Source organism: Micromonospora sp. NPDC048999, assembly GCF_040649295.1.
GTDB lineage: Bacteria > Actinomycetota > Actinomycetes > Mycobacteriales > Micromonosporaceae > Micromonospora.
The window spans coordinates 1-20,728 of the sequence record NZ_JBEZFI010000038.1 but is presented as its reverse complement, the minus strand read 5'-3'; the positions used below and the strand labels follow the sequence as shown (position 1 = coordinate 20,728).

Sequence of the window (20,728 nt, the reverse complement as noted above, 5' to 3'; positions counted from 1 at the left end):
AGGTGACCCGCGCCGAGCAGTCAGTTCTGGCCCTGCGGCCAGGCCACTGAGAAGACGAAAACTGCGCTGCCGATCAACGACGCGCCCACGAGGTGCCAGAGGGATAGGGTCGAAGTCTGCTGAGAACGCGGACCCGGCTGCGGGCCCTCCGGAGCAACTGATGACCAAGATCCGACAGCGCGCGATGGCTCTCGCAGCGCCATGGCGCCAAATCCGTTAGCCTTGGCCCACATCCGTCTTGGTGGCGCGGATGCCGAGCAATCTGATCACCTCGTCTTCAGTGCTGCCGTCGGGGAGCAAGCCGGCGAACCAATAACCGATCCCGGAGCGCCGAACCGATCTACTTCGGATCTATATGGCGCCCTGTTACGCAGTCCCGGCTCTGGTCAGGGTGATCACGTTGGTGGTCGTCCTGCAGCCGCCCACGTTTACGCAGCCCTGGCCGGCCTGCGTCAGGGTGAGCACCGGGTCGCTGCCCGTGATCCGGTAGGTGCCCGAGCCCTTCATAGTCACACCGCTTCCCGAGCCGGTGTAGGTGTAGGTGCCACCGGTGCCGCTGGTCGGGGTGTACGAGTAGACGACGGTGAAGCCAGCGCCCTTACCTTGCAAGGTGAACGGAGCGGTGAGGTCGGGGACGGTGCCGGACACCTTCACCTCGGTGCCTCCGCTGGCGACGTACGCCCCCTGCTTCGTGTCGAAGTCGATGCTCGCCTTGGCGACACCCCGCCGCGACCTGGCCTCGAAGGACACCGTCCCGCTCTTGTCGGGAGCGTCGGGGGCCGTGTAGGTGAAGGTCGCATCGGCGTTCACCTTGCTGCCGTCGGGCTTGACCGCGGCGCCGCCCGCGGTGAGGGTCGCCTTGACCGTCCCGCCGACGGGCCCGCCGTCGATCCGGCTGCGCGGCGCGGCGTTGATCGTCGAGGTGGCGCCGGGTTTCATGCCCTTCGGGCCCGGCGCGGCGGTCGGCTTGAGGGCCACGCAACGGCCCGACTGCCAGCCCTTCTCGGCCGCGTCGACGATCTTGATTCTCACCATTGTGCTGTACAGCGCACCCATGGTTACTGCGGCTTGCAGCAGGGAGCCGTTCGGCTTGCCGCCGCTGCGGTTGAGAGCCGCAGTCGCCGGTTTCGTGTCACCCATCGCGCCGGCGATATCCACGAAGCTGCCCTTGCTGTTCGCGAAGTCGGCCCACTGCATGCGGTACTCGACGTCGGAGGACTCCAGCTTCGCGTCGTCGTTGACCTGGCCGGTGACCGTGACGTCCAGGGTACCCCGCTGCCCGGTGCTGCCGCCTGTCTTCGTCGCGGAGATGTCGACCTTGGCGCTGCCCTCGAAGCGGCCGCTCGCGTCGGGGCACGGGCTTATCCCGATCTTCACGGCCAGCTTGGTGGTCACGCCGTCGGACTCGTGAGTGGCATCCATACTCAGGTCGGCGTGCTCGAGTGAGCCCGAGATCTTGATCTCCTTGCTCAGGTCCCCGGAAACCTGCTGACCGTCCTTGAAGTCGTTCGTGGCGGATACGACGCCTTCGGCGCCGAGGATGACGAGGAGGATGGCACCGAACAGGCCCTCACCGATGGTCGGGCCCGCAGGGTCGGCGACGTACACCGCCGGCACGATCACGATCGGCTTGTCGCCGATCGCCCGCGCCTTGCCGGTGAGTGCCTTGCCGTGCGCGGCGAACGCGGCGTCGGCGGCTGCGGCTCCGCCGAGCGCCGATTCCAAACCCGACCATTTCCAGAGCTCCCGCTCCAAGACGTTGTCGAGCCTGGCGAGCTCCTGCTCCTGCTGCTCCTGCGATTTCGCCCGTTCAGTGTCGACCAGCCGCTGCAGCGCCGAAAGGTCCACGGCGCCGTCGACGACGACCGGGCCCAGCTTCGAGCTGTCTGGGCCGTTCGACTGCGAGCCGCATCCACTGAGCACGAGCGCCGCCACCGCGGCCAGGGAAACTGAGCGGGCGAGACCGAGGTGCGACAACGCGGGAATCCTTTCTCACGGACGTCCGCCGGCGGGATGTGCACCTGTCGGTCGGCGGCAGGCCCGGAGTTGCGCGAACAGTAGCCGGTAGAGGTGGGCCTGTCGATTGGCCGGCCCCGAGCTGCGCTGTCGGGTTACGGCTAGCAGCTTGCCGAAAAGGTACGCCTCGTGTTACATGCGCCTCCGCGTGAGCTGCTCGGCTGGCCCGGGGCGCTGCGGCTGGCGGCGGTTCGTCGGGTGGCCTCAGACGAGCGGTCCGAGCCGACTGGCGAGTTCGGTCCGGTTGCGTACGCCGAGCTTGCGGAAAGTGTTTCCGAGATGGAACTCGACCGTCTTCACGGATACGCAGAGCCGGTCCGCGACCTCCCGGTTGCTCAGCCCCGCGGCGACCGCTCTGGCCACCCGGTCCTCTGCCGCCGTCAACGGCTGTCCACTGGGCGGCCGGGTGGTCAGCGCCCGGGGCAGCTCGCCGATAACGGTGGCGCGCATCGCGACGCCGCGCAGCTCGGCGATGACCCGGGTCAGTGGTCCCGCCGCGCCGATCGCGGCGTAGCCGGAACTCGCGGCCTCCAGCAGCCGGATCGCATCGACCCGTCGCTGCAGACGAGCATGCTGCGCACCCAGCAGCCACGCGATGCGGGCCCGCGACAACCGCTCCACCGGCCGGTTCAATCCGGCGAGCGATGCCTCGACCCGCGCCATCGCAGCCGCGCTCGTGGGCTCGGCGATCCAGCCGCGCCACGCGGGCAGCGCCGGAGACCCGGGCCAGGCCAACGGCGGGTCGGGTGTGCCGGCCAGCAGTGCCTGCGCTGCGCCCGCATCGCCGTACAGGGCGTAGTGGGTGGCGAGTTCCCAGCGGTGTTCGAAGAACAAACCGGAGTTGGCCCCGATCGCGCTGTTGACCAGAAGCTCCAGCGCGCCGACCCAGGCTTCGATGTCGCCGCTGATCAGATACAAAGCGGCCCCGCACTCGGCGATGTGGACGGCGACCCAGCTCGACCCCACCCGCGCGGCCAACTCCCGCGCTTCGGTCAGGTAGGCGGCCGACGCGGTGAGGTCACCGCAGAACGCCGAGATTTTGATCAACCAGGAGGCCACCTCGGCCTGGACGTCCAAGCGGCCCGCCGACTCGGCGAGTTCGCGGGCCGCGCACAGCCCGGCATGCCCTCGGACCAGGTTGCCCGCCCACGCGTCACCGAGTCCGATCATGGCGATGAGCCTGGCTCGGCGAACGGGATCGACGTCGAGCTGGTCAACCAGATGCGCGAAGCCGGGCCGTACCTCGTGCGGCCGGATCAGACTCAAAGTGCACATGAGGGCGCACTCGACAGACAGCGCGTCATCGTTCAGCCGGTGCGCCGCGAAGATCCGCAGGGCAGCCTCGAGATGGCGGGTGGCGTACGGTTGCCTGATCCGTGTCCCGACGACACCGGACAGCGTGTGGAACAGCAGCTCGGTTCGCGGCTCGGCCGGCTCACCACGCAACGCCGCGATCCGCTCGACCAACGGCGCCAAAGTGGCCGGGTCCGCCGTTCTGGACACGACCAGAAACGCCTCGGCAACCATGCGGGCGGCGGACACCGGGTCGGCGACATCTCGGGCGGCGGCCAGGATCCGGTCCGCCTCCAGGTCGATGAGCACGACAAATTCTATGGCTGGCCCCGGTGGATTCCCCAGGCCCCTGAATGCGCTGACGTAATGCTGACAGCGCCTCGCGGGGGTGTTACGCCGGTGCGATCGTCCGTCGCATGATCAACGAACCGTCCGCGCCAGTGTGCCGGGGATCCTGGCCGGCGGTACCGGCGGCGGTTGTGCCCGATCCACCCCAGCGCCTCCTCGCGGGTCTTCGGCTGCGGGAACCGAAGCACCGCAGGGTTCGCCGAGCAACGCCGCGAGGTCGTCCAGATCGTCGTCGCGCATCTCCCGCAGCACCAGGGGCCTGATCGGTGGGCTCACAATATTGACAGCCGTCGGTTCATTCGGTGTGCTGGGCAACGGTCCCGCATCCGCCACGCAGGAGGTCCCGTTGCGCAAGCTCGCCGCCGCCCTCGCCACGCTGTGCACCACCGGCGCCGCCCTCGCCGCCCCCGCCGCCACCGCCCCGGCGCACGCCGCCGAACCGGCCTGCACCGGCACCATCCGGATCGCGTCGATGACCTGGTCGCCGCCCCAGATCACGCCCGGGCAGGGCAGCACCCTGACGCTCGTCGCGCAGAACTGCACCGACACGCCGCAGCAGGTCTCGCTGTTCTCCTACGGCCGGTTCCTCGGCGCCGACCCCGGCAGCATCCCGCCCGGATGCCCCATCCTCGACCCGCTCCCGCCACGCCAGATCACCATCGCGGCCGGTGGAACGTACACGGCGACATCCGGCTACAGCACCTTCGGCACCTGCACCGCCACCCGGCTCCAGGTCACCGCGCGGTTCAGCATCGGCGACACGACGGTCGCCTCCGCCTCCGCCGACCTGGCAATCGCGCCGGTCCCGCCCAGGCCGGCATGCGCGGTGACGTACCGCAACACAAGCCGGTGGGACGGCGGCTTCGTCGCGGAGGTCACCATCGCCGACATCGCGGCCGCGCCGATCAAGGGCTGGACGCTCGCCTTCGACTTCGCCGGCGACCAGCGCATCACCGGCGCCTGGAACGCGACCACGGCCCAGACCGGCACCGCCGTCACGGCCCGCAACGAGGCCTGGAACGCCGTCATCTCCCCCGGTGGTACCGCGACGTTCGGGATCATGGGCACGTGGCACGACAGCGACGCGCCGCCCACGGCCTTCACCGTGAACGGCGCGCCCTGCGAAGTACGCTGACGCGCGACGCGGCCCCTTGGTTACTGCTGCCACCGAGTGGCGCGCCACAGCCCGGCGGCCACACAGGCGAGGGTGAGGCCGATCGTCACCAGAGTTGCCCAGGTGTCGTCGCTGCTCCACGGCGTGGTCTGCAGGGCCGTTGGCAGTTTGATGAGCGCGTTCGGGCCGATGTGACGCACTCCGGGGATGAGGTCGGCGAACGGGACCACTACGAAGGCTGCGACGAGGGCGACAGCGATGGTGGCGACCTGCCCGCGAAGCAGACAGGCGCACAGGAAGGTGATCGCCGCGGCGAAGACTGCGCTGAGACAGGAGGCCGCTACCCCGGCTGCGGTCGCGCCGGCAGCCGGCGCACCGAGCAGAAGCGTCGTCGCGTACGTGGCCGCGGCACCACCCAGCAGGGCCGCGACCGCCACCGCGACGGCGACGGTCACCAGCCGGGGCACCAGCAGGCTCGCCCGAGAGCGGACATGCGTCAGGTACAGCGCTGCCAGCGGCGGGTTCGCTCGTACCGTGAAGGCCAACCCGGCCACGGCGACGGCGACGAGGGTGCCCAGTGTGCTGATGTTGCCGAAGTAGGCGGCCATCCCGTCGGATGGCCGAGGCTGCGTTACGATGATCTTGATGTAGCCGTCGCCGGTCGCACCGCTGAGCAGATCGCCGAGGTAACGGGTGGCCAGCGGTTGGCCGAACCCGAGCACGAGAAACACGGCGAGCAGCGCGATCCAACGCCCGGTACGGAACAGACGCAGTCGTTCGAGCCGCCAGAGGTTCATGATGCCACCCCCACCATCGACAGGAACACCGTCTCCAGATCCGCCCCGATTGGCGTGAACGCGACCAACTCGGCGCCACTGGCCGCGATCTCCGCCGGTAGCAGGATCTCCCCGGCGGACAGGCTCGTCGTGTCGACGCGCAGTCCATACGGCTCCGGCTCGACGGCGACCACCCAGTCCTGTTGGCGCAGTCGTACGGCCAGGTCGTCAACCTTGGACCGCAGTTCGAGCCGCCAGCTCGGGCGGGTGTGCTGCTCGATCAGGTCACGCACCGAACCCTGGTAGATCAGGCGGCCTTCGCGGAGCACACCGACCGTTGCGGCGATGCGCTGCACGTCGGCGAGGATGTGGCTGGAGACCACCACCGCCCGGTCCTGTCCTAACGCCGTGATGAGGCGCAGCATGTCCGCGCGCCCCTGCGGGTCGAGCGCGCTCGTCGGTTCGTCGAGCAGGAGGACCTCCGCGCCAGAGGCGAGGACTACGGCGAGTCCCAGCCGTTGCGTCATGCCGCGGGAGAATCCACCTACCTTGCGGTCGCGGGCGTCGGCCAGCCCGGTCAGGGCCAACGCACGGTCGGGGTCCATACCGCCGGCCGGGCCGATCTTGCGGAACAGGTCGACCGTCTCGACGGCTGTCAGCCACGGCTCGAACGCGGGGGTGTCCGGGCAGAGCGTGATCCGGGCGGTTGTGGTGATCTCTCCCGAGTCGGCGTGACGCAGTCCCGCGAGCAGCGACATCAGGGTGGTCTTTCCGGCTCCGTTGGGACCCACCAGGCCGTAAACGCCGCGTGCGGGCACTGACAGGTCGACGCTGTGGAGCCCGACGCCGCCGGTGAACACTTTGGACAGCGCGTGAGTGGAGATGGCGACGTCCGCGGTCGTCTCCGTGTCGCCGGGCGGGGGCAGTGCCGCGTGGAGGTCCGCCAGGATTCCCCTGTCGCGGCTTGTGTCGGTGGCGGAGGCGGTAGGGATCGCGGGCTCGCCGCGGCCGAGTAACAGGTACACGATGCCGCCGAACGGGATGGATGCGACGATGATGACCGCCCAAACGGGCTTCGGCAGGGCCTTGGCCGGGCGGCGGGCAAGTTCGACGTAGCAGAAGACGATGAACGCCAAGGCCACCACGCCAATGGGCAGCAAGACTGCGGGCTCGCGCATCTCAGGCGGCCTCAGGCGGCAGGACGAACAGGCCGGCGACCGTGCCGTCGGGATTGAAGCTGACGCGACCGATCTGCTCGCCGGCCTCGAACCGCAGTGGGATGTCAACAACAGTGAAGTCACCCAGTTGATAGGTGAACGGCTCACCCATCTGCTGCTCGTACCGGCCGTAACGGCCGGCCAGGGCAGCCCACGTAGCCGCAACCGCATCCGCGTCCGGCAGCGCCTGGGCGACGCGCGTGTCAAAGTCCGCGCGCACCGCCTCCCAGTCGCCGCAGGCGAGGCCGACGAATACGGCGATCGCCTTCTCGGCGGATCCGGGCAGGATCGCTGATTTCATGGGTTCTCCGGTACGGGGATCAACCGGCCGACCGAAGCGCTGAAACGCGGCCTGCCGAGTAGTGCCGAGCACGTCGCCGATCTCGGACCATGTGCTGCCCGCGTCGCGAGCAGCGTCAACCGCATCGCGCAGGCCGGCCTCAGCCGAGCGCAATGCCACGAGCGCTTCGCCGACTGCCGCGAGCTGACCCGAATCCCTCACGGCGCCAATCTTGTCTTCGCGACCGCTAGTCGTCAAGGCTGAATTGACATCCTCCTCGCGAGCCCGGCGGCGTCGCGCGGCGCTGCGGCACGTCGCGTCGCAATATTTTCGCCGCCGGCCTCGCGTCTCTGGAGGTGGCAGCGTTTGCCCGCACGCCACACAGAGCAGCGCCGCCTCGGTCATTGTGATCATCTCGGCTACTCTTTTCGTGCTCGACGGCCAGCACGAAAAGAGTAGCCGACGAGCACGAAAAGAACACCGAGGCGACGACGATCACGTAGAGTCGCTCCGCATTCACGGCCGGGGGTGTCCAGGTGCCGCTCGCCGATCCCCTCAGTCCGGCGGTGGAGCTCCGGCAAGTCGCCGTATGGCTCGGTTCGGGCTCGCGGTCACTGGGCGAGGAAGGCGGCCAGGCCGTCGAGGACGCGCGCGATGTCGGTGTCGTCGCTGTAGGGGGCCAGGCCGAGCCGAAGCGCGTGCTCGTCGTCCAGGCCGAGGCGGCGGAACGGCTCGTACGCGTAGAAGGATCCGGCGGGAGCGAGCACGTCACGGCCCAGGAGGAATTGGTACGCGTCCCAGGTCTTCCGGCCGGGCAGGGTGACCAGCAGCGTCGGGGTACGGTCGGCAGCACGGGAGTGGAGCACGACGTCGGCGCCCAGTGCCGCGAGTCCGTCTTCGAGCAGGCGACGAAGGCGCGTCTCGTGCTCGTCGACGGCATGCAGGGAGACCCGGAGCCGCTCACGCCGCGAGGAATTGCCGTCCGCGGTTCCGATTGCCGCGGGGGCGATGCCGGCGAGGAAGTCGACGGCGGCGGTGGCACCGGCGAGGATCTCGTAGGGCAGGGTGCCAAGTTCGAAGCGCTCGGGGACGGCGTTGGTGGAGGGGACCAGCTTGTCCGGACGCAGGGTCTCGAGCAGGTCCGGGGAGGCGGCCAGGACGCCGCAGTGCGGGCCGAGGAACTTGTACGGGGAGCAGACGAACAGGTCCGCACCGAGGGCGGGGACGTCGACGAACTGGTGCGCGGTGTAGTGCACGCCGTCGACGTAGACCAGCGCGCCGACGGCGTGTGCGGCGTCGGCGATCGCCCGCAATGCTGGCTTGGTGCCGAGCAGGTTCGACGCGGCGGTGACGGCGACCAGGCGCGTCCGCTCAGTGATGGCGGCCTCGAGGGAGGTGGGATCGATGTCGGCGGTGGCCGGGTCGATGTCGATCCAGCGCACGACCACACCGGCGTTCTCGGCGGCGATCACCCAGGGCCGGACGTTGGCGTCGTGGTCGAGCCTGGTCACGACGATTTCGTCACCCGGGCGCCACTGCTTGGCGATCATCCGGGAGAAGTCGAAGGTCAGTTGCGTGGCGCTGCGGCCGTGGACGATCCCGCGGGCGGGAACGCCGAGCAGGTCGGCGTAGGCCTGCCGGAACGCGGTGACCGCGGCGTCGGCGTTGGCCTCCGACACCGCGCCCGTGCCGCGGTTGGACAGCGGGCTGGTGATCGTGGCGGCGATCGCGTCGGCGACCGGCCGCGGTGTCTGTGTGCCGCCCGGCCCGTCGAAGTGCGCGATGCCCGAGGCCAGGGACGGGAACTGCGCCCTCAGCGCAGCGACGTCGAACTCGGTCGACCCGCTGGCGGTGGATTCAATGGGGGTCATTGTCGGTCTCCTGGGGGTCGGGCCGCACTGTGTCGGGCGGGGGCAGCGCATCGGAACATGCAATATAGTGCAGATCAATGTCGTGTGCAATATACTGCATGCCGCGTTACGGGCCCCTGATGGACGAGTCGCGGCCCACCGGGCTGAGTGCGGAGGTGTCGATGGAGACCAAGGCCGGCTGGAGCGACCCGTTCATCGAACGGGTCGGCCAGGAGGTGCGCCGGCGCCGCCAGGAGGCCGGCATGACGATGCAGCAGCTGGCCGACGCCTCCGGGGTGAGCGTGCGGATGCTCAGCCACATCGAGCATGGCGAGGCGAACCCCAGCCTGGTCACCGTCGCCAAGGTCGCCCACGCCCTCGGCACCGACTTCGCGTCCCTGGCCCGCGAGACCCGGCCCGGCTCACTGGTCGTCAGCGCCCCTGGCACCGCCCCTGGCATCTGGTCCTCAGCTGCCGGAAGTCACGCGGTGCTGTCCACCGCGAGCACCGTGCGCCCCTCGGCAGCCTTGTGGGACTGGACTCTCGTCCCCGGGGATTCCTACCAGGCCGAGCCGGACCCGCACGGCAGCGAAGAGCTGTTCCTGGTCATCAGCGGCGTCCTCACCCTGATCGCCGACGGCCACGACGACACGGTTCTCGACACGGGCGCCTCAGCGCGGCTCGCCACCGACCGGAACTACGGCTACCGCAACGACGGCAGCGAACCTGTCAGGTTCATCCGCGTCGCCCACGTCACCGCCTAGACCTGCGCAGTGCGCGGGCGGACAGGTACAGGCCCGTGGATGCAAGCATCGGCTTCCCATCGGCGTTCGGTGATGTCACGATGAGCGGACGGCCGCGATCGGGGCGCAGGCCGGCTGGGGCTCGGCGCCCAGGCAGGCCAGGACCTTTGGAGGTCGCGTCGTGCGCCTGGTACGCCCGTTGCTCGCCTGCTCACTCCTGATCGCCGGCCTGCTTGTCGGATGCGGCCGTGGCGGTCCGGCCACCTCCGGCGCCGCCGCCGCGCACGCGGCTGTCACCGAGCGGACGCTGCAGGTCGCCAACGGCGCCGACCGGCCGTTGCCCACGCTGCTCGTCCACCCCACGGCGGCGGGCCGCTTCCCGGTCGTGGTGTTCAGCCACGGATACACTCGCCGCCCGGAGGACTATCTGCCGCTGTTGCGCACCTGGGCGGAGGCCGGCTTCATCGTCGCCGCACCGACGTTCCCGCACTCGGCCCGCGGCTCGGAACAGCTCGACGACAAAGACATCGTCAACCAGCCGGGCGACAACGCAGCCGTCCTGACCGCCGTACTGGCCCTCGACACCACCCAGGGTGATCCGCTGTACGGCCACGTCGACGGTGACGCCATCGCCGCAGCCGGGCATTCGCTGGGCGGCATGACGACCGTCGGCATGTTCACGAAGCACCGCGATGACCGGCTCAAGGCGGGCATCGTCCTCGCCGGCGGCCAGTGGCCGTTCGGCGTGGGCTACTCGGGCGCCCCGGCGCCGATCCTGTTCGTCCACGGGCGCCAGGACACCGTCGTCAAATTCGACGGCTGCACCGAGGCGTACGAGCCGCTGGCCTGGCCCAAGGCGCTGCTGGAACTGCCGAACGGCGACCATCTGGCGCCGTACCTCGGGCCGGATCCCGACTTCGACGTGGTGGCCGCGGTGACGGTTGACTTCCTGCGCTGGGCACTGCTGGGCGATCAGTCGGCGCGCGAACGGATGGCCGGTGACGCCGGCAGCCGCGGGAACGTGGAGGACCGCTTGTAACGTGACCTGTCACGGCCGCGGGGACGGCGGCTCTGGCGGATGCCCCCGCGCCCGACGCGCGTCGGCTGCGGCCGCCGCCGCGAGCACGGCGGCAGTGGCACCCAGCGCGGCCAACGGCGGTAGGTGAAGCATCACGGGGAACAGGGCGGCCAGGGCGGCGACGACCACGATCCGGGAGGGAGATACCCGGCCGAACACCTCGTGCTCGAAGCGCGAGCGGCCGATCGTGAACATGGCCGGCCCACCGAGGATCACCGCGACCCAGGCCAACGGGGCGCGGCCGTGCGGCTGTTGGATGCCCACATGACAGCCGATGGCGGTGGTCACGATACCGATCAGCATGATCAGGTGGGAGTCGGCGGTGGACCGGGCCATCCTCCCCGGTCGGGTGCTTCTGCCGACCGCGTCGGGCAGGATCTGACCGGCGCGATGAAAGTAGATCCACCAGATCAGCACCGACATGATCAGCGCCAGCGCGAACGCGACGGAATGGCCGGCGCCGAAGCTTCCCTCGGCGTACGCCCGACCGGAAACCAGGACCGACTCCCCGAGGGCGATGAGGAAGAACTGCTGATAGCGCTCCCCCAAATGCGCCCCCGCGATGGCCAACTTCGCCACCCGGGAACGCCCGAGGCCGGGCACCGGCCAGCCGGTCCGCGCCGCCACGTACTCCGTGCCCAACGCCAATGCCCACAGCGCCCCCCGCCAGTGCTGTTCCATCAGCCCGCCGCTGATCCATGCCAGGCCGGTAACGGCGAACGTGACCAGCATCCGCAGTTTGAGTCGCCGCTGCTCCCGGTCCCGCAACCTGATCGTGAGGATCAGGGGCCCGGACATCTGAGCGGTCACGTAGGCGATGGCCAGGGCGAGCCCCCCGTTGCCGTACGCCTTCCCGATCGCCACGCCCATCACCATGCTGGAAAGCAGCGCGACGATGACCACCAACTGGATGATGCTGCCGTACGGGTCGTACCGGCTGGTGATCCAGGCCGTGAGGTGCCAGACGGACCACAGAGCGAGCAGCAGGAACACAAACTTCAGCAGCCCGGCGATGACCACCGCCGGGTGATGGACTTCGGGACCGATGAGGCCCTCGGTTCCCCGGAGCGAGATCCGGGTCAGCCCGAAGACGAACACCACATCGAAGAACAACTCCAGGAAGGTGGCCTGCTGCTGCTTCGCCTTGCCCTCCCCGGCGAGGGGCCCTGGTCCATCCATGATCCAGCCACCCGCCCCCCTCTGGAGTCGGGGACGTACGGCGCGGCCGCCAGACCAGGCCGAAGGTCCCGCCTGCGGCCAGTAGTAACACCGGGCAGGGACAGCCGGGCAGGGTCCGGCAAAGAGCGGATCGAGCCCGTCACCGCGTGGTAGAAAAAGCTACGGGGCCACCAGGCGAGGCCCGGCGACGCCGCATGCCCAACTCGGTCCACGGCACCTGCACAGCCATCGGCGATACGCTCGGCACCTCCCCCGCGATTCCGGCGCGTAGGCGGGTAGTCCCTCCCGGCGACTGTTACCAGCAGCGACGACCCGGGGGGCCGTTCATGTTTGGCTTCGTGCTGGCGCTCGGCGCCGCGTTCTGCAGTGCCACCGCCGCGACCCTGCAGTCGATCGGGGCGCGCCGGATCGCGGCCACCGCGCACCTTGATCCTCGGCTGCTGTATCGGTTGCTACGAAACGGGCCGTACGCGGCAGGACTGGCGTTGGACGGAGCATCCTCCGGGCTCACCTTCACCGCGCTGCGGAGCGTACCGCTGTTCGCGGTCCAGGCGGTGGGAGCGGCGAACCTCAGCATCGTCGCGTTCCTGGCCATGCTGGTACTGCGGGTCAAACTGTCGGCGCAGGACGCGCTCGCGATCGGCGGGGTGATCATCGGGCTGGTGCTGCTGGTGATCTCGGCCGTCATCGGGCCGCCGTCGGAGATGCCGGGGGTGGCCGGTTGGTGGCTGCTCGGGGCGGTGGTCGCGTTGGCCGTCGGCAGCTATCTGGGCAGCCCTCGGATGCGTACACCCGCGTTGCCGGGGCTGCTGGCCGGGCTGTCCTTCGGTTCCGCAGCCCTCGGTGCCCGGCTGCTCGGCCGGATCGGCTCGGTAGGCGCCCTGGTGACCAGTCCGATCACTTACGCGCTGGTGATCGCCGGCTTGAACGGGCTGCTGCTGTATGCGGCGGCCCTGCAACGCGGGTCGGTGACGGTCGCCTCCGCGTCGACCATCGTGGGACAGACCGTGGCGCCGGCGCTGGTCGGCTGGTTGCTGCTCGGCGACCGGGTCCGGCCCGGGTTCGCGCCGGTGGCGGTGCTGGGCTTCGTGCTCGCGGTCACCGCCGCGATGGCCCTCGCCCGGCACGCCCAGCCACACGTGCCGCGAGCCGAGTGAACCGCCGGCCGCGTTATCGCCGTGCGCCGAGCCGAGGCACGGGCTGGCGTCGACACCACGCCTCTGCCTCGTTTCGCACCCGTCCGCTCGCCGCGCTCCGCCAGGTCGGTCTGGTGGTGTAGGTTCCCGAGGACGCAGTAAACGAGCACCAGTACACGCAACAGGTTGACGGCAACGCCAAGGGCCGGGTGCCGGAGCCAGTACCCGGGACGCCATCGGCTGCGAGGTTTCCGCTGGACGGGGCCAAGCGGCTGCATCGCGGTCCACGTCTGCGTCCCTCGTACGCGCCGTCGGTACCGTTTGGCCACGCCGCCTCCCGTGACGTCGCGTTTGCGTCGAGCAGTCGTAGACCGCTCAGCGTCCCCCGATGCGCAGTGCCTCGGCACGTCGCGGCCAAGGCGCGCAGCGGCCGGCTGGCCGGTCTGACGCGATCAACAGCTATTTGTCGCACAAGACACGCTCATGACACTCGGCTCCCGTCACTGCATGGTGTGAGTCGCCATCCACTTCTCCAGGCCGTCGACGTCCAGCGGCAGCGCGTCGGAGAGCACCTCCATGCCATCCGGCGTGACCATGAGGTCGTCCTCGATACGCACGCCGATGCCCCGCAACTCCGGAGGCACGGTCAGATCGTGCGCGTGGAAGTACAGCCCGGGTTCGACCGTGAGCACCATGCCGGGCGCCATGATCGCGCCCTGATACGCCTCCGGTGTCGCCCGGCCGCAGTCGTGCACGTCCAGCCCCAGGTGATGGCCGACCCCGCACACCAGGTAGCGCCGGTGATGCTGGCCGGTGTCGGCGAGCGCCTCGTCCACCGAGACCGGCAACAGTCCCCAGTCCGCCAGGCCCTGCGCGATCACCTCCATCGACGCGTGGTGGAAGTCGGTCCATCGACGGCCGGGGCCCACCGCCGCCAGCCCGGCCCGGTGGGCCTTCTCCACCAGGTCGTGCACCTGCCGCTGAACGGGAGAGAACCGCCCGGAGGCGGGGAACGTGCGGGTGACGTCGGCGGTGTAACAGCTCCTGACCTCGACGCCCATGTCGAGCAGGAGCAGTTCGTCCGGCAGCACCGGGCCGTCGCAGCGCCACCAGTGCAGCGTGGGCGCGTGCTGGCCGCTGCCGACGATCGTGGCGTAGCCGGGGCCGTTGCCGTACGCCCGGGCGTACCGGTCGAAGGTGCCCTGCAGCCACCGCTCACCGGGCCCCGCGACCGCGGTGGGGATCTCGCGGACGACCGCGGCGAAGCCCTCGACCGTACGGTCCACCGCCTCGCGGAGCTGCCCGATCTCCCACTCGTCCTTGTACATGCGCAGTTCGGCGAGGGTACGGCCAACCTCTTCGTCCCGGGTCACGTCCTCGGTGAGCTCCGACAGCGGCCGGACCGCGACGCCCAGCGCCCGCGCCCACTCGGCCACCCCGGGCTCGGCCCCGACCCACAGCTCGCCGTAGCGGGCGTCGGCCCAGAAGCCGGGGTCGCCGGGCGCGGCGGGCGGCGGCAGGTAGAGCGTCGCGTCGCCGTCACGCAGCACCACCACCGCGTTCTGGACCGTACAGCCGGTCACCCAGAGGAAGTCGCTGTCCGGGCGGAAGTCATACGTCATGTCGTTGCTGCGCACGGGCGCCTCCCCCGCCGCCAGCACGATGGTCCGGCCGGGGAGCGCCTCGGCCAGCCTGGCCCGGTGAGCGGCGGCCGCCTCGACAGCGCCGGGGACAACCGACGGAGTGCGGTCCGGCACGCCCCATCCCGCGTTCATGTACTCCACGAATGCTGGGATCTCGGACAGCTTCGGCGGCTTGCCCTCACGCAACGGTGGCTCCTTTTGGTCTTCCGAACGGCCGGCCTCGGCCAGGTAGCGCCCCTGACCGCGTCAGGGGCCAGTGCAATGGCACACCTTACAGGTCATCCCGCCTTCCTCAGCAACAGCACGACCGCGGCGAGGCCGGGGACGCAGGGAAGGAGCTGAAGCCAGCCCAGCTGCGGCGCAAGACCGACTTCGCCGTTGGTGTCCTTGGTGGTCGCCGCCGCGATCGCGATGCAGAGCGCGATCGCGAACAGGCCGGTCGCCGACCAGCGGGCCCAGCCCTTGCCGGCGCGGACCGCCCAGACGGTGCCGAGCCAGCCGAGCAGCCCCAGCACCCCGACCACGGCCAGGAGCACCGCGTACGCGGTGACGGCGGTGTTGATCTCACCCGTCCCGTAGGTCGGGTAGCCCTTTCGGATGTGGTCTGCCAGAACAGTCGTCGTGGCCTGGTCGATGAACGGAGAAAGGGCAGCGATCACGGTGAGCCCGGCACCGACGTACAGCATCGCGAGGGCTCCCCGGTTGCCCGGCTTCCTTGCCAGCGTTGTCATGGCCTGCGTTCCTCCAGTTGGCACACGTCGCCTTAGAGACAGTCACTGTCAGCGCAAGTGACCCTAAATCGCCCTTCACGGATAGTCAATGTCATCTGGGAGTCACTGTCTAAAGCGCGTGACCTCCCGGCTGATACTCTCGTGGCGTGACCGGCCTCCGTGAGCGTTGGCGACTCAAAGCCATGCACGCCATCCAGGAACGCGCTCTCGACCTGTTCGACGAACGAGGGTTCAGCGCCGTCACGATCGAGGAGATCGCAGCCGCGGCCGAGGTGTCGCCGTCATCGGTGTACCGCTACTTCGGCACCAAAGAAGGGCTCCTCGTCGCCGACGAGTTCGACCACATGAGCCGACAGATGCTCGAAGACCTCCTGGATCCCGCCGATCCGGTCGGCAGCCTGCTTCGGGCTGTCCGCGCGTACGAATCCGCACCGGAGCCGGCGCTCCACTCCGCAGACGTGGCCCGAGACTCGCGGGCCGCGAGGAGCCCGTGGCGCAGGGTCCGCTACTTCTTCACCGAACCATCGGTGCGGATGGCCGCCTGCGCCGCGCTCGACCGAGCGGCCCAACGGATCGCCCCGCTGCTCGCGGCGACCGGAGACCTGAGCCAGACGCAGGCGCGCGTGACCGCGAACGCCCTCGTCTTCGGCTACTTCGCCGCACTCGAGCAGTGGTATCTCGACGGGGGCGAGCGCCCGATCGCCGACTACGTCGAGGAAGGCATGCGACCGTTACGCAGAATCTGGTCGCGCGCGTAGCCACTCGGCTGGCTGTGGCACTCACACCAGTTCGGCGATGACTGCGCGGACCATTCGACGGCCGTGCTCGGCCATTCGCGGGAAGGTATGCCGGTAGTAGTCGATGCCGGTCAGCGACGGCGCGAGGGCCCAGCCGCAGGCGCGTCGCCAGGTGGCGTCGTCGTACCCGACCGCCTCCCGGTAGGCGTCCCGGGCCGCGCCGGTGAACGTCCACAGCGCCGGAGACACGTCCGGCGCCGGATCGCCGACACCGAGTGCGCCGAAGTCGATAACCGCGGCCAGACGACCGCCGTCGGTGATCAGGTTGCCCGGCTGCAGATCACCGTGGATCCATACCGGATCCAGATCCCAGTCGGGAGCAGCCAGGCAGGCGTCCCAGGCCGCCTCGGCCGCGGCCACGTCAAAGCCGTCGTCATGCTCGGCGAGTCGGGGCAACACACGGCGGACGCCCTCATCGGCGTGGCACAGCGCGGCCCCTCGGTAGCCCGGTGACTTGACCGGGCCTCCGGCCGGACTCACCCGGTGCAGGGCGCGAACGAAGGCGGCCACGTCACGGGCCAGGGGTACGTCGTCGCAGCCGAGCCGGGGAGGCGTGCTCCCCACGATCCACGGCACCACGGTCCACCGCCACGGGTACCCCGCGCCCGGCTCGCCCACGTGAAGCGGAACCGGAATCCGCACCGGAAGCTGAGACGCCAGCGACGGCAGCCACCGCGCATCAGAATCGGCCTGGCCGGCCGCCCCGTCAATCTTGGGCATACGGGCGACGAGTCCGTCGCCGATCCGAAAGAGCACGTGGTCGGTGCCCTCCAACTCGTCGGGTAGGGGTGCCACGGGAAGGTCCACCCACTGCGGGCACTGGGCCGCCAGCAGGCGGCGCACCTGCCCGGCGGTGGCTCGGATCTCGTCATCATGGATGGGCACGGCTGGCACGGTAATGCGGCTGGGCGGTACGCGGCCAGCCGATTAGCCGTCACCCGCACCGGCCATGGCCCGCGTCCACGGGCCGGGCTATGGTGGCCGGATGCAGGCCCGGCACGCTGTCCGTCGCACCGATCGGCAACTGTCGGCGTCGGCGCTGTTCGTGCTGGCCTTCCTCGTCGTGGTCGTGGCCACCGCACGGGCCGTGGGGCTGTGCATCGTGTTCCGCCTGGCGCGACGGGCCGTACCCGGATGTGTGGCGGCCTGGTCGGCCGACCGCGCTCCCCCACGGGTCGCGGCCATCGTCTGACGTCCGCCCACCCCTCACCAGCGCACGCCCGCGGCGCTGCTTTCTGGCCTGGAGCACCATGCCGACCTTGCGTGATCAGCCGACCTTGCGTGATCACTCGTGCCCACCGACGCTGGCCGCCCGTCCAGGTGCCCGGTGGCCCGTCGCGCTCGACCTGGGCACGTCGACGGTCCGCGTCTGGGCCCCGACATCCGGCAAGATCCTCACCGAGCCCGCAGTGATCACCTACGGCAGGAGCGGCCGGCAACCGGTGGGACGGGCGGCGCTCGACCTCGCGCGGACCGGCGGCGCCAGGCTCGTCTGGCCGGTACGCCAGGGTGTCGTCGAGGACTTCTTCGGCTGCGTACGCCTCCTCCGTGTCCTGCTCGCCGCCGCCGGCCGGCCGGACGGTGACCCGTCCCCTGTGCTCGTCGGCGTGCCCGCCACCGCCACCCTGCGCCAGAAGAACCTGCTGGTCGCCGCCGTCCGCCGCGCCGCCGGGGGGCGGGTGACCGCGGTCGAGGAGCCGTTGGCGGCGGCGCTGGCCTGCCGGGCCGACCTGCACGCCGGCGACATCGTGGCCGTCGACATCGGCCATGGCCGCACCGAGGTCGTCCGGATCGCCGACGGGGCGATCGTCTCCGCCGAACGCGTCGACCTGGTCAACCCGATCGACCAGGTGCCCGCGATCGCCGACTGCGTCCGGAGGCTCAACGCGGGTCAGGGCTGGACGGGGCACCGACGGCTGCTGCTCACCGGCGGCGGCGCGATGCACCCCGGAACGGCCGCCCGACTGGCAGCGCTGACCGGCCGTTCGGTCACCATGCCGCCCGATCCGCCGCTCGCCACCCTCACCGGCCTGCGGTTGCTGCTCACCGACGTGCCCGCCTCGCCTGCCGTCAACAACTGTGGGTGATGGCCGCCCCCGGATGCACCCCTGTCACTCTTCGTAACGACGTTGGGTGTTGCCCTACACGGAACTGCTGCCGCCTCAGCCGCGTGACCAGCGGAAGTCCGTGAAGCAGGAGCCGGACGCCCAGCCGACCGACTCATTCGTCGTTTTGCGCCGGTTTGATCGATAATCGCCCACAATTGAGGAGACAGGGCGTACCGCCGCAGACCGGCCACCGCCCGCACGGGAGGCTGGGACGGGGGACGCCAATGGCCACGTACGAGTACCGCTGCCGGCAAGACGGCAGCTTCGACGTCGCGCTGCCGATCGGGACGGCAGGCCCGTCGACGCGCTGTCCGCGTTGCGGGACCCTGGCCGGGCGCATGTTCACCCCACCACGGCTCACCCGCACGCCGGTGGGGCTGCGCGCGGCGATGGACCGGGCGGAGCGCACCGCGGAGACGCCGGAGGTGGTGGGGCGACCGCCGGGCGGTCGCCCGGCTCGCCGGTCGACGAATCCCGCCCACGCCCGCCTGCCCCGATGGTGACCCGGCGCCCGCGGAGGAAGAGAAAGGCAGGACACCATGCCTGAGCTGCTGTTCGCCCTCGACTCAAGCAAGAGATTCACCGACCAGGAGAAGGTCGGGCACAACCGGTGGCACCCCGACATCCCGCCGGTGGCGACCGTACGACCGGGCCAGTCGTTCCGCGTCCACTGCCGAGAGTGGTTCGACGGCGCGATCCGCAACGACGACTCGGCCGACGACATCCGCGACGCTCCGCTGAAGCGGGTCCACGCCCTCAGCGGCCCGTTCACCGTCCACGGCGCCGAGCCGGGCGACCTGCTCATGGTCGACATCCTCGACATGGGTCCCATCCCGCAGGAGGACTCCGGTCCCCTCGCCGGCCAGGGCTGGGGTTACACCGGCATCTTCGCCAAGGCCAACGGCGGCAGCTTCCTCACCGACCAGTTTCCCGACGCGTACAAAGCCGTCTGGGATTTCAAAGGCCATCGGGCCACTTCCCGGCACATCCCCGGGGTGTCGTTCACCGGGATGTCCCACCCGGGGCTGATGGGCACCGCTCCGTCCACGGCGCTGCTGGCCACCTGGAACCAGCGCGAAGCGGCGCTGATCGCCACCGCGCCGGACCGGGTGCCGCCGCTGGCCCTGCCACCCGAGCCCGAGAACGCGATCCTCGGCACCCTCACCGACGCCGAGTTCGACCGGGTGGCCGCTGAGGCCGCCCGCACCGCTCCCCCCAGGGAGAACGGTGGCAACCAGGACATCAAGAACTTCACCGTCGGCAGCCGGGTCTTCTACCCGGTGTACGTGCCCGGCGCCAACCTGTCCGTCGGCGACCTGCACTTCTCCCAGGGCGACGGGGAAATCACCTTCTGCGGCGGCATCGAGATGGGCGGGTTCATCGACCTGCACGTCGACCTCGTCAAGAACGGCATGCAGACGTACGGCGTCACCGAGAACGCAATCTTCCAGCCGGGAAACACCCCGCCGCTGTTCAGCCAGTGGCTGGCCTTCTCCGGCATCTCCGTCACCCTCGACGGCGAACAGCGGTACCTCGACTCGCAGCTCGCCTACCAGCGCGCCTGCCTGCACGCCATCAACTACCTGACCCGCTTCGGATACCAGCCCGAGCAGGCGTACCTGCTGCTCGGCGCGGCGCCGATCGAAGGCCGGTTCTCCGGCGTGGTGGACATCCCCAACTCCTGCGCGACCGTCTACCTGCCGACCGAGATCTTCGACTTCGACGTACGCCCCTCCACCTCTGGCCCCATCAGGATCGATCCGGGCCGCGGCGCCCCGAAGGCCAGCATGAGCTGACCCGCTGCGGCTGCGCCAGATGCGGACGTTGGCGAAACTGGTCGCGGGGGAGCTTGTGCCCCATGACCGATGTCGACCAGCGTCGCCGCAACCGAACGGCGAAGATGCCGACCGACGTCTCCCGTCCCCTGGGATTCTTCGACCGGTTCGCCACCACCGTGGCTGGCTACGCCTGCCAGGCCTGGTTCTTCGCCACCCAGACCCGCGCCGACGCGGCCGTGCAACAAAAGCTGAACGCCATCGCCGACGCCCTCCGACCTGATGAACCACCTCGCCGAGGACAACCCCGATCTGCGGCGCGACCGCGCCGAACTACGCGCCGCGTTCGGACTGGAAGACCGCGAGAGCGCCTGACCTCCGCAGCGGCCTCCCGCTATCGGCGGAACTTCACGCCGCGGTGATGTCGGATCGGGTCGTTGACATCCTCCCGGCCCTGAAGGGACCGGGATTCCCACGGTCGCCCGTGGGGTTTCCTGTTTCATCGCCGGCTGCCATTCCGGGGGGACTTCTTCCCTTGGGGTCTTACACCAGCTCCGCAGGCGTTTTACCTCTCCGCCAGCCCGGCGGCGAGGATGTTTCTAGCAGCGTTGATGTCCCGGTCGTGCCCGGTTTGGCAGCCGGGG

Annotated in this window: 19 protein-coding genes; 9 read left to right on the top strand and 10 right to left on the bottom strand. The window is 70.0% G+C overall.

The features are described from left to right. Positions 1–366 precede the first annotated feature (366 nt). Together AB0C02_RS26990 and AB0C02_RS26985 are read right to left on the bottom strand one after the other, a co-directional pair. Entirely contained in the window at positions 367–1,977 is a 1,611-nt protein-coding gene (locus AB0C02_RS26990; RefSeq protein WP_357551751.1) for a hypothetical protein, read from the bottom strand. A 243-nt stretch (positions 1,978–2,220) separates the two neighbouring features. Next, positions 2,221–3,618, bottom strand: a complete 1,398-nt coding sequence (locus tag AB0C02_RS26985; protein WP_357551750.1) for a LuxR C-terminal-related transcriptional regulator — start codon at positions 3,616–3,618, stop codon at positions 2,221–2,223. A gap of 385 nt (positions 3,619–4,003) precedes the next feature. On the opposite strand from AB0C02_RS26985, the gene AB0C02_RS26980 reads away from it, so the two are divergent. Beyond that, positions 4,004–4,792, top strand: coding sequence for a cellulose-binding domain-containing protein (locus AB0C02_RS26980; RefSeq protein ID WP_357551749.1), 789 nt, complete (start codon positions 4,004–4,006; stop codon positions 4,790–4,792). A gap of 20 nt (positions 4,793–4,812) precedes the next feature. Here AB0C02_RS26980 and AB0C02_RS26975 read toward each other — a convergent pair whose 3' ends face one another. The 4 genes from AB0C02_RS26975 to AB0C02_RS26960 all read right to left on the bottom strand — a co-directional run bounded on the left by AB0C02_RS26975 (position 4,813) and on the right by AB0C02_RS26960 (position 8,915). After that, positions 4,813–5,568 carry a hypothetical protein gene (locus AB0C02_RS26975; protein ID WP_357551748.1) on the bottom strand — a complete coding sequence of 252 codons (756 nt, stop codon included), beginning with the start codon at positions 5,566–5,568 and terminating at the stop codon, positions 4,813–4,815. Further along, positions 5,565–6,725, bottom strand: a complete 1,161-nt coding sequence (locus AB0C02_RS26970) for an ATP-binding cassette domain-containing protein (protein ID WP_357551747.1) — start codon at positions 6,723–6,725, stop codon at positions 5,565–5,567. The genes AB0C02_RS26975 and AB0C02_RS26970 overlap by 4 nt, the downstream gene beginning before the upstream one ends. Position 6,726: 1 nt before the next feature. Next, positions 6,727–7,458 (bottom strand): DUF3887 domain-containing protein, encoded by a 732-nt coding sequence (locus AB0C02_RS26965; protein WP_357551746.1) that lies wholly within the window; start codon positions 7,456–7,458, stop codon positions 6,727–6,729. Between the two features lie 197 nt (positions 7,459–7,655). Beyond that, on the bottom strand, positions 7,656–8,915 hold the full coding sequence (locus tag AB0C02_RS26960; RefSeq protein WP_357551745.1) for a cysteine desulfurase-like protein: 1,260 nt from the start codon (positions 8,913–8,915) through the stop codon (positions 7,656–7,658). A 119-nt stretch (positions 8,916–9,034) separates the two neighbouring features. Between AB0C02_RS26960 and AB0C02_RS26955 the strand changes: the two genes are divergently transcribed. Together AB0C02_RS26955 and AB0C02_RS26950 are read left to right on the top strand one after the other, a co-directional pair. Then, entirely contained in the window at positions 9,035–9,658 is a 624-nt protein-coding gene (locus AB0C02_RS26955; RefSeq protein WP_357551744.1) for an XRE family transcriptional regulator, read from the top strand. 160 nt (positions 9,659–9,818) lie between these two features. After that, positions 9,819–10,676 carry a chlorophyllase gene (locus AB0C02_RS26950; protein ID WP_357551743.1) on the top strand — a complete coding sequence of 286 codons (858 nt, stop codon included), beginning with the start codon at positions 9,819–9,821 and terminating at the stop codon, positions 10,674–10,676. A gap of 9 nt (positions 10,677–10,685) precedes the next feature. On the opposite strand, the gene AB0C02_RS26945 is transcribed toward AB0C02_RS26950, so the two are convergent. Then, on the bottom strand, positions 10,686–11,894 hold the full coding sequence (locus AB0C02_RS26945; RefSeq protein ID WP_357551742.1) for a low temperature requirement protein A: 1,209 nt from the start codon (positions 11,892–11,894) through the stop codon (positions 10,686–10,688). A gap of 326 nt (positions 11,895–12,220) precedes the next feature. On the opposite strand from AB0C02_RS26945, the gene AB0C02_RS26940 reads away from it, so the two are divergent. Next, entirely contained in the window at positions 12,221–13,051 is an 831-nt protein-coding gene (locus AB0C02_RS26940; RefSeq protein ID WP_357551741.1) for a hypothetical protein, read from the top strand. A gap of 479 nt (positions 13,052–13,530) precedes the next feature. Here AB0C02_RS26940 and AB0C02_RS26935 read toward each other — a convergent pair whose 3' ends face one another. Both AB0C02_RS26935 and AB0C02_RS26930 read right to left on the bottom strand, forming a co-directional pair. After that, positions 13,531–14,859, bottom strand: a complete 1,329-nt coding sequence (locus AB0C02_RS26935) for an aminopeptidase P family protein (RefSeq protein WP_357551740.1) — start codon at positions 14,857–14,859, stop codon at positions 13,531–13,533. 92 nt (positions 14,860–14,951) lie between these two features. Continuing rightward, the gene (locus AB0C02_RS26930) at positions 14,952–15,404 is read right to left on the bottom strand and encodes a hypothetical protein (protein WP_357551739.1); all 453 of its coding nucleotides are present in this window, start codon (positions 15,402–15,404) and stop codon (positions 14,952–14,954) included. A 182-nt stretch (positions 15,405–15,586) separates the two neighbouring features. Between AB0C02_RS26930 and AB0C02_RS26925 the strand changes: the two genes are divergently transcribed. Continuing rightward, the gene (locus AB0C02_RS26925; RefSeq protein ID WP_357551738.1) at positions 15,587–16,162 is read left to right on the top strand and encodes a helix-turn-helix domain-containing protein; all 576 of its coding nucleotides are present in this window, start codon (positions 15,587–15,589) and stop codon (positions 16,160–16,162) included. A gap of 21 nt (positions 16,163–16,183) precedes the next feature. Here the strand turns inward: AB0C02_RS26925 and AB0C02_RS26920 are convergent, their stop codons facing one another. Next, positions 16,184–17,086 carry an aminoglycoside phosphotransferase family protein gene (locus AB0C02_RS26920; protein ID WP_357551737.1) on the bottom strand — a complete coding sequence of 301 codons (903 nt, stop codon included), beginning with the start codon at positions 17,084–17,086 and terminating at the stop codon, positions 16,184–16,186. A gap of 100 nt (positions 17,087–17,186) precedes the next feature. On the opposite strand from AB0C02_RS26920, the gene AB0C02_RS26915 reads away from it, so the two are divergent. The 4 genes from AB0C02_RS26915 (at position 17,187) to fmdA (ending at position 20,105) form a co-directional block, all read left to right on the top strand. Continuing rightward, on the top strand, positions 17,187–17,393 hold the full coding sequence (locus AB0C02_RS26915; RefSeq protein ID WP_357551736.1) for a hypothetical protein: 207 nt from the start codon (positions 17,187–17,189) through the stop codon (positions 17,391–17,393). 67 nt (positions 17,394–17,460) lie between these two features. Further along, on the top strand, positions 17,461–18,288 hold the full coding sequence (locus AB0C02_RS26910) for a rod shape-determining protein (protein WP_357551735.1): 828 nt from the start codon (positions 17,461–17,463) through the stop codon (positions 18,286–18,288). 245 nt (positions 18,289–18,533) lie between these two features. Beyond that, the gene (locus AB0C02_RS26905; RefSeq protein WP_357551734.1) at positions 18,534–18,812 is read left to right on the top strand and encodes a zinc ribbon domain-containing protein; all 279 of its coding nucleotides are present in this window, start codon (positions 18,534–18,536) and stop codon (positions 18,810–18,812) included. Positions 18,813–18,848: 36 nt separating this feature from the next. Then, positions 18,849–20,105 carry a formamidase gene (gene fmdA / locus AB0C02_RS26900; protein ID WP_357551733.1) on the top strand — a complete coding sequence of 419 codons (1,257 nt, stop codon included), beginning with the start codon at positions 18,849–18,851 and terminating at the stop codon, positions 20,103–20,105. Positions 20,106–20,728 lie beyond the last annotated feature (623 nt).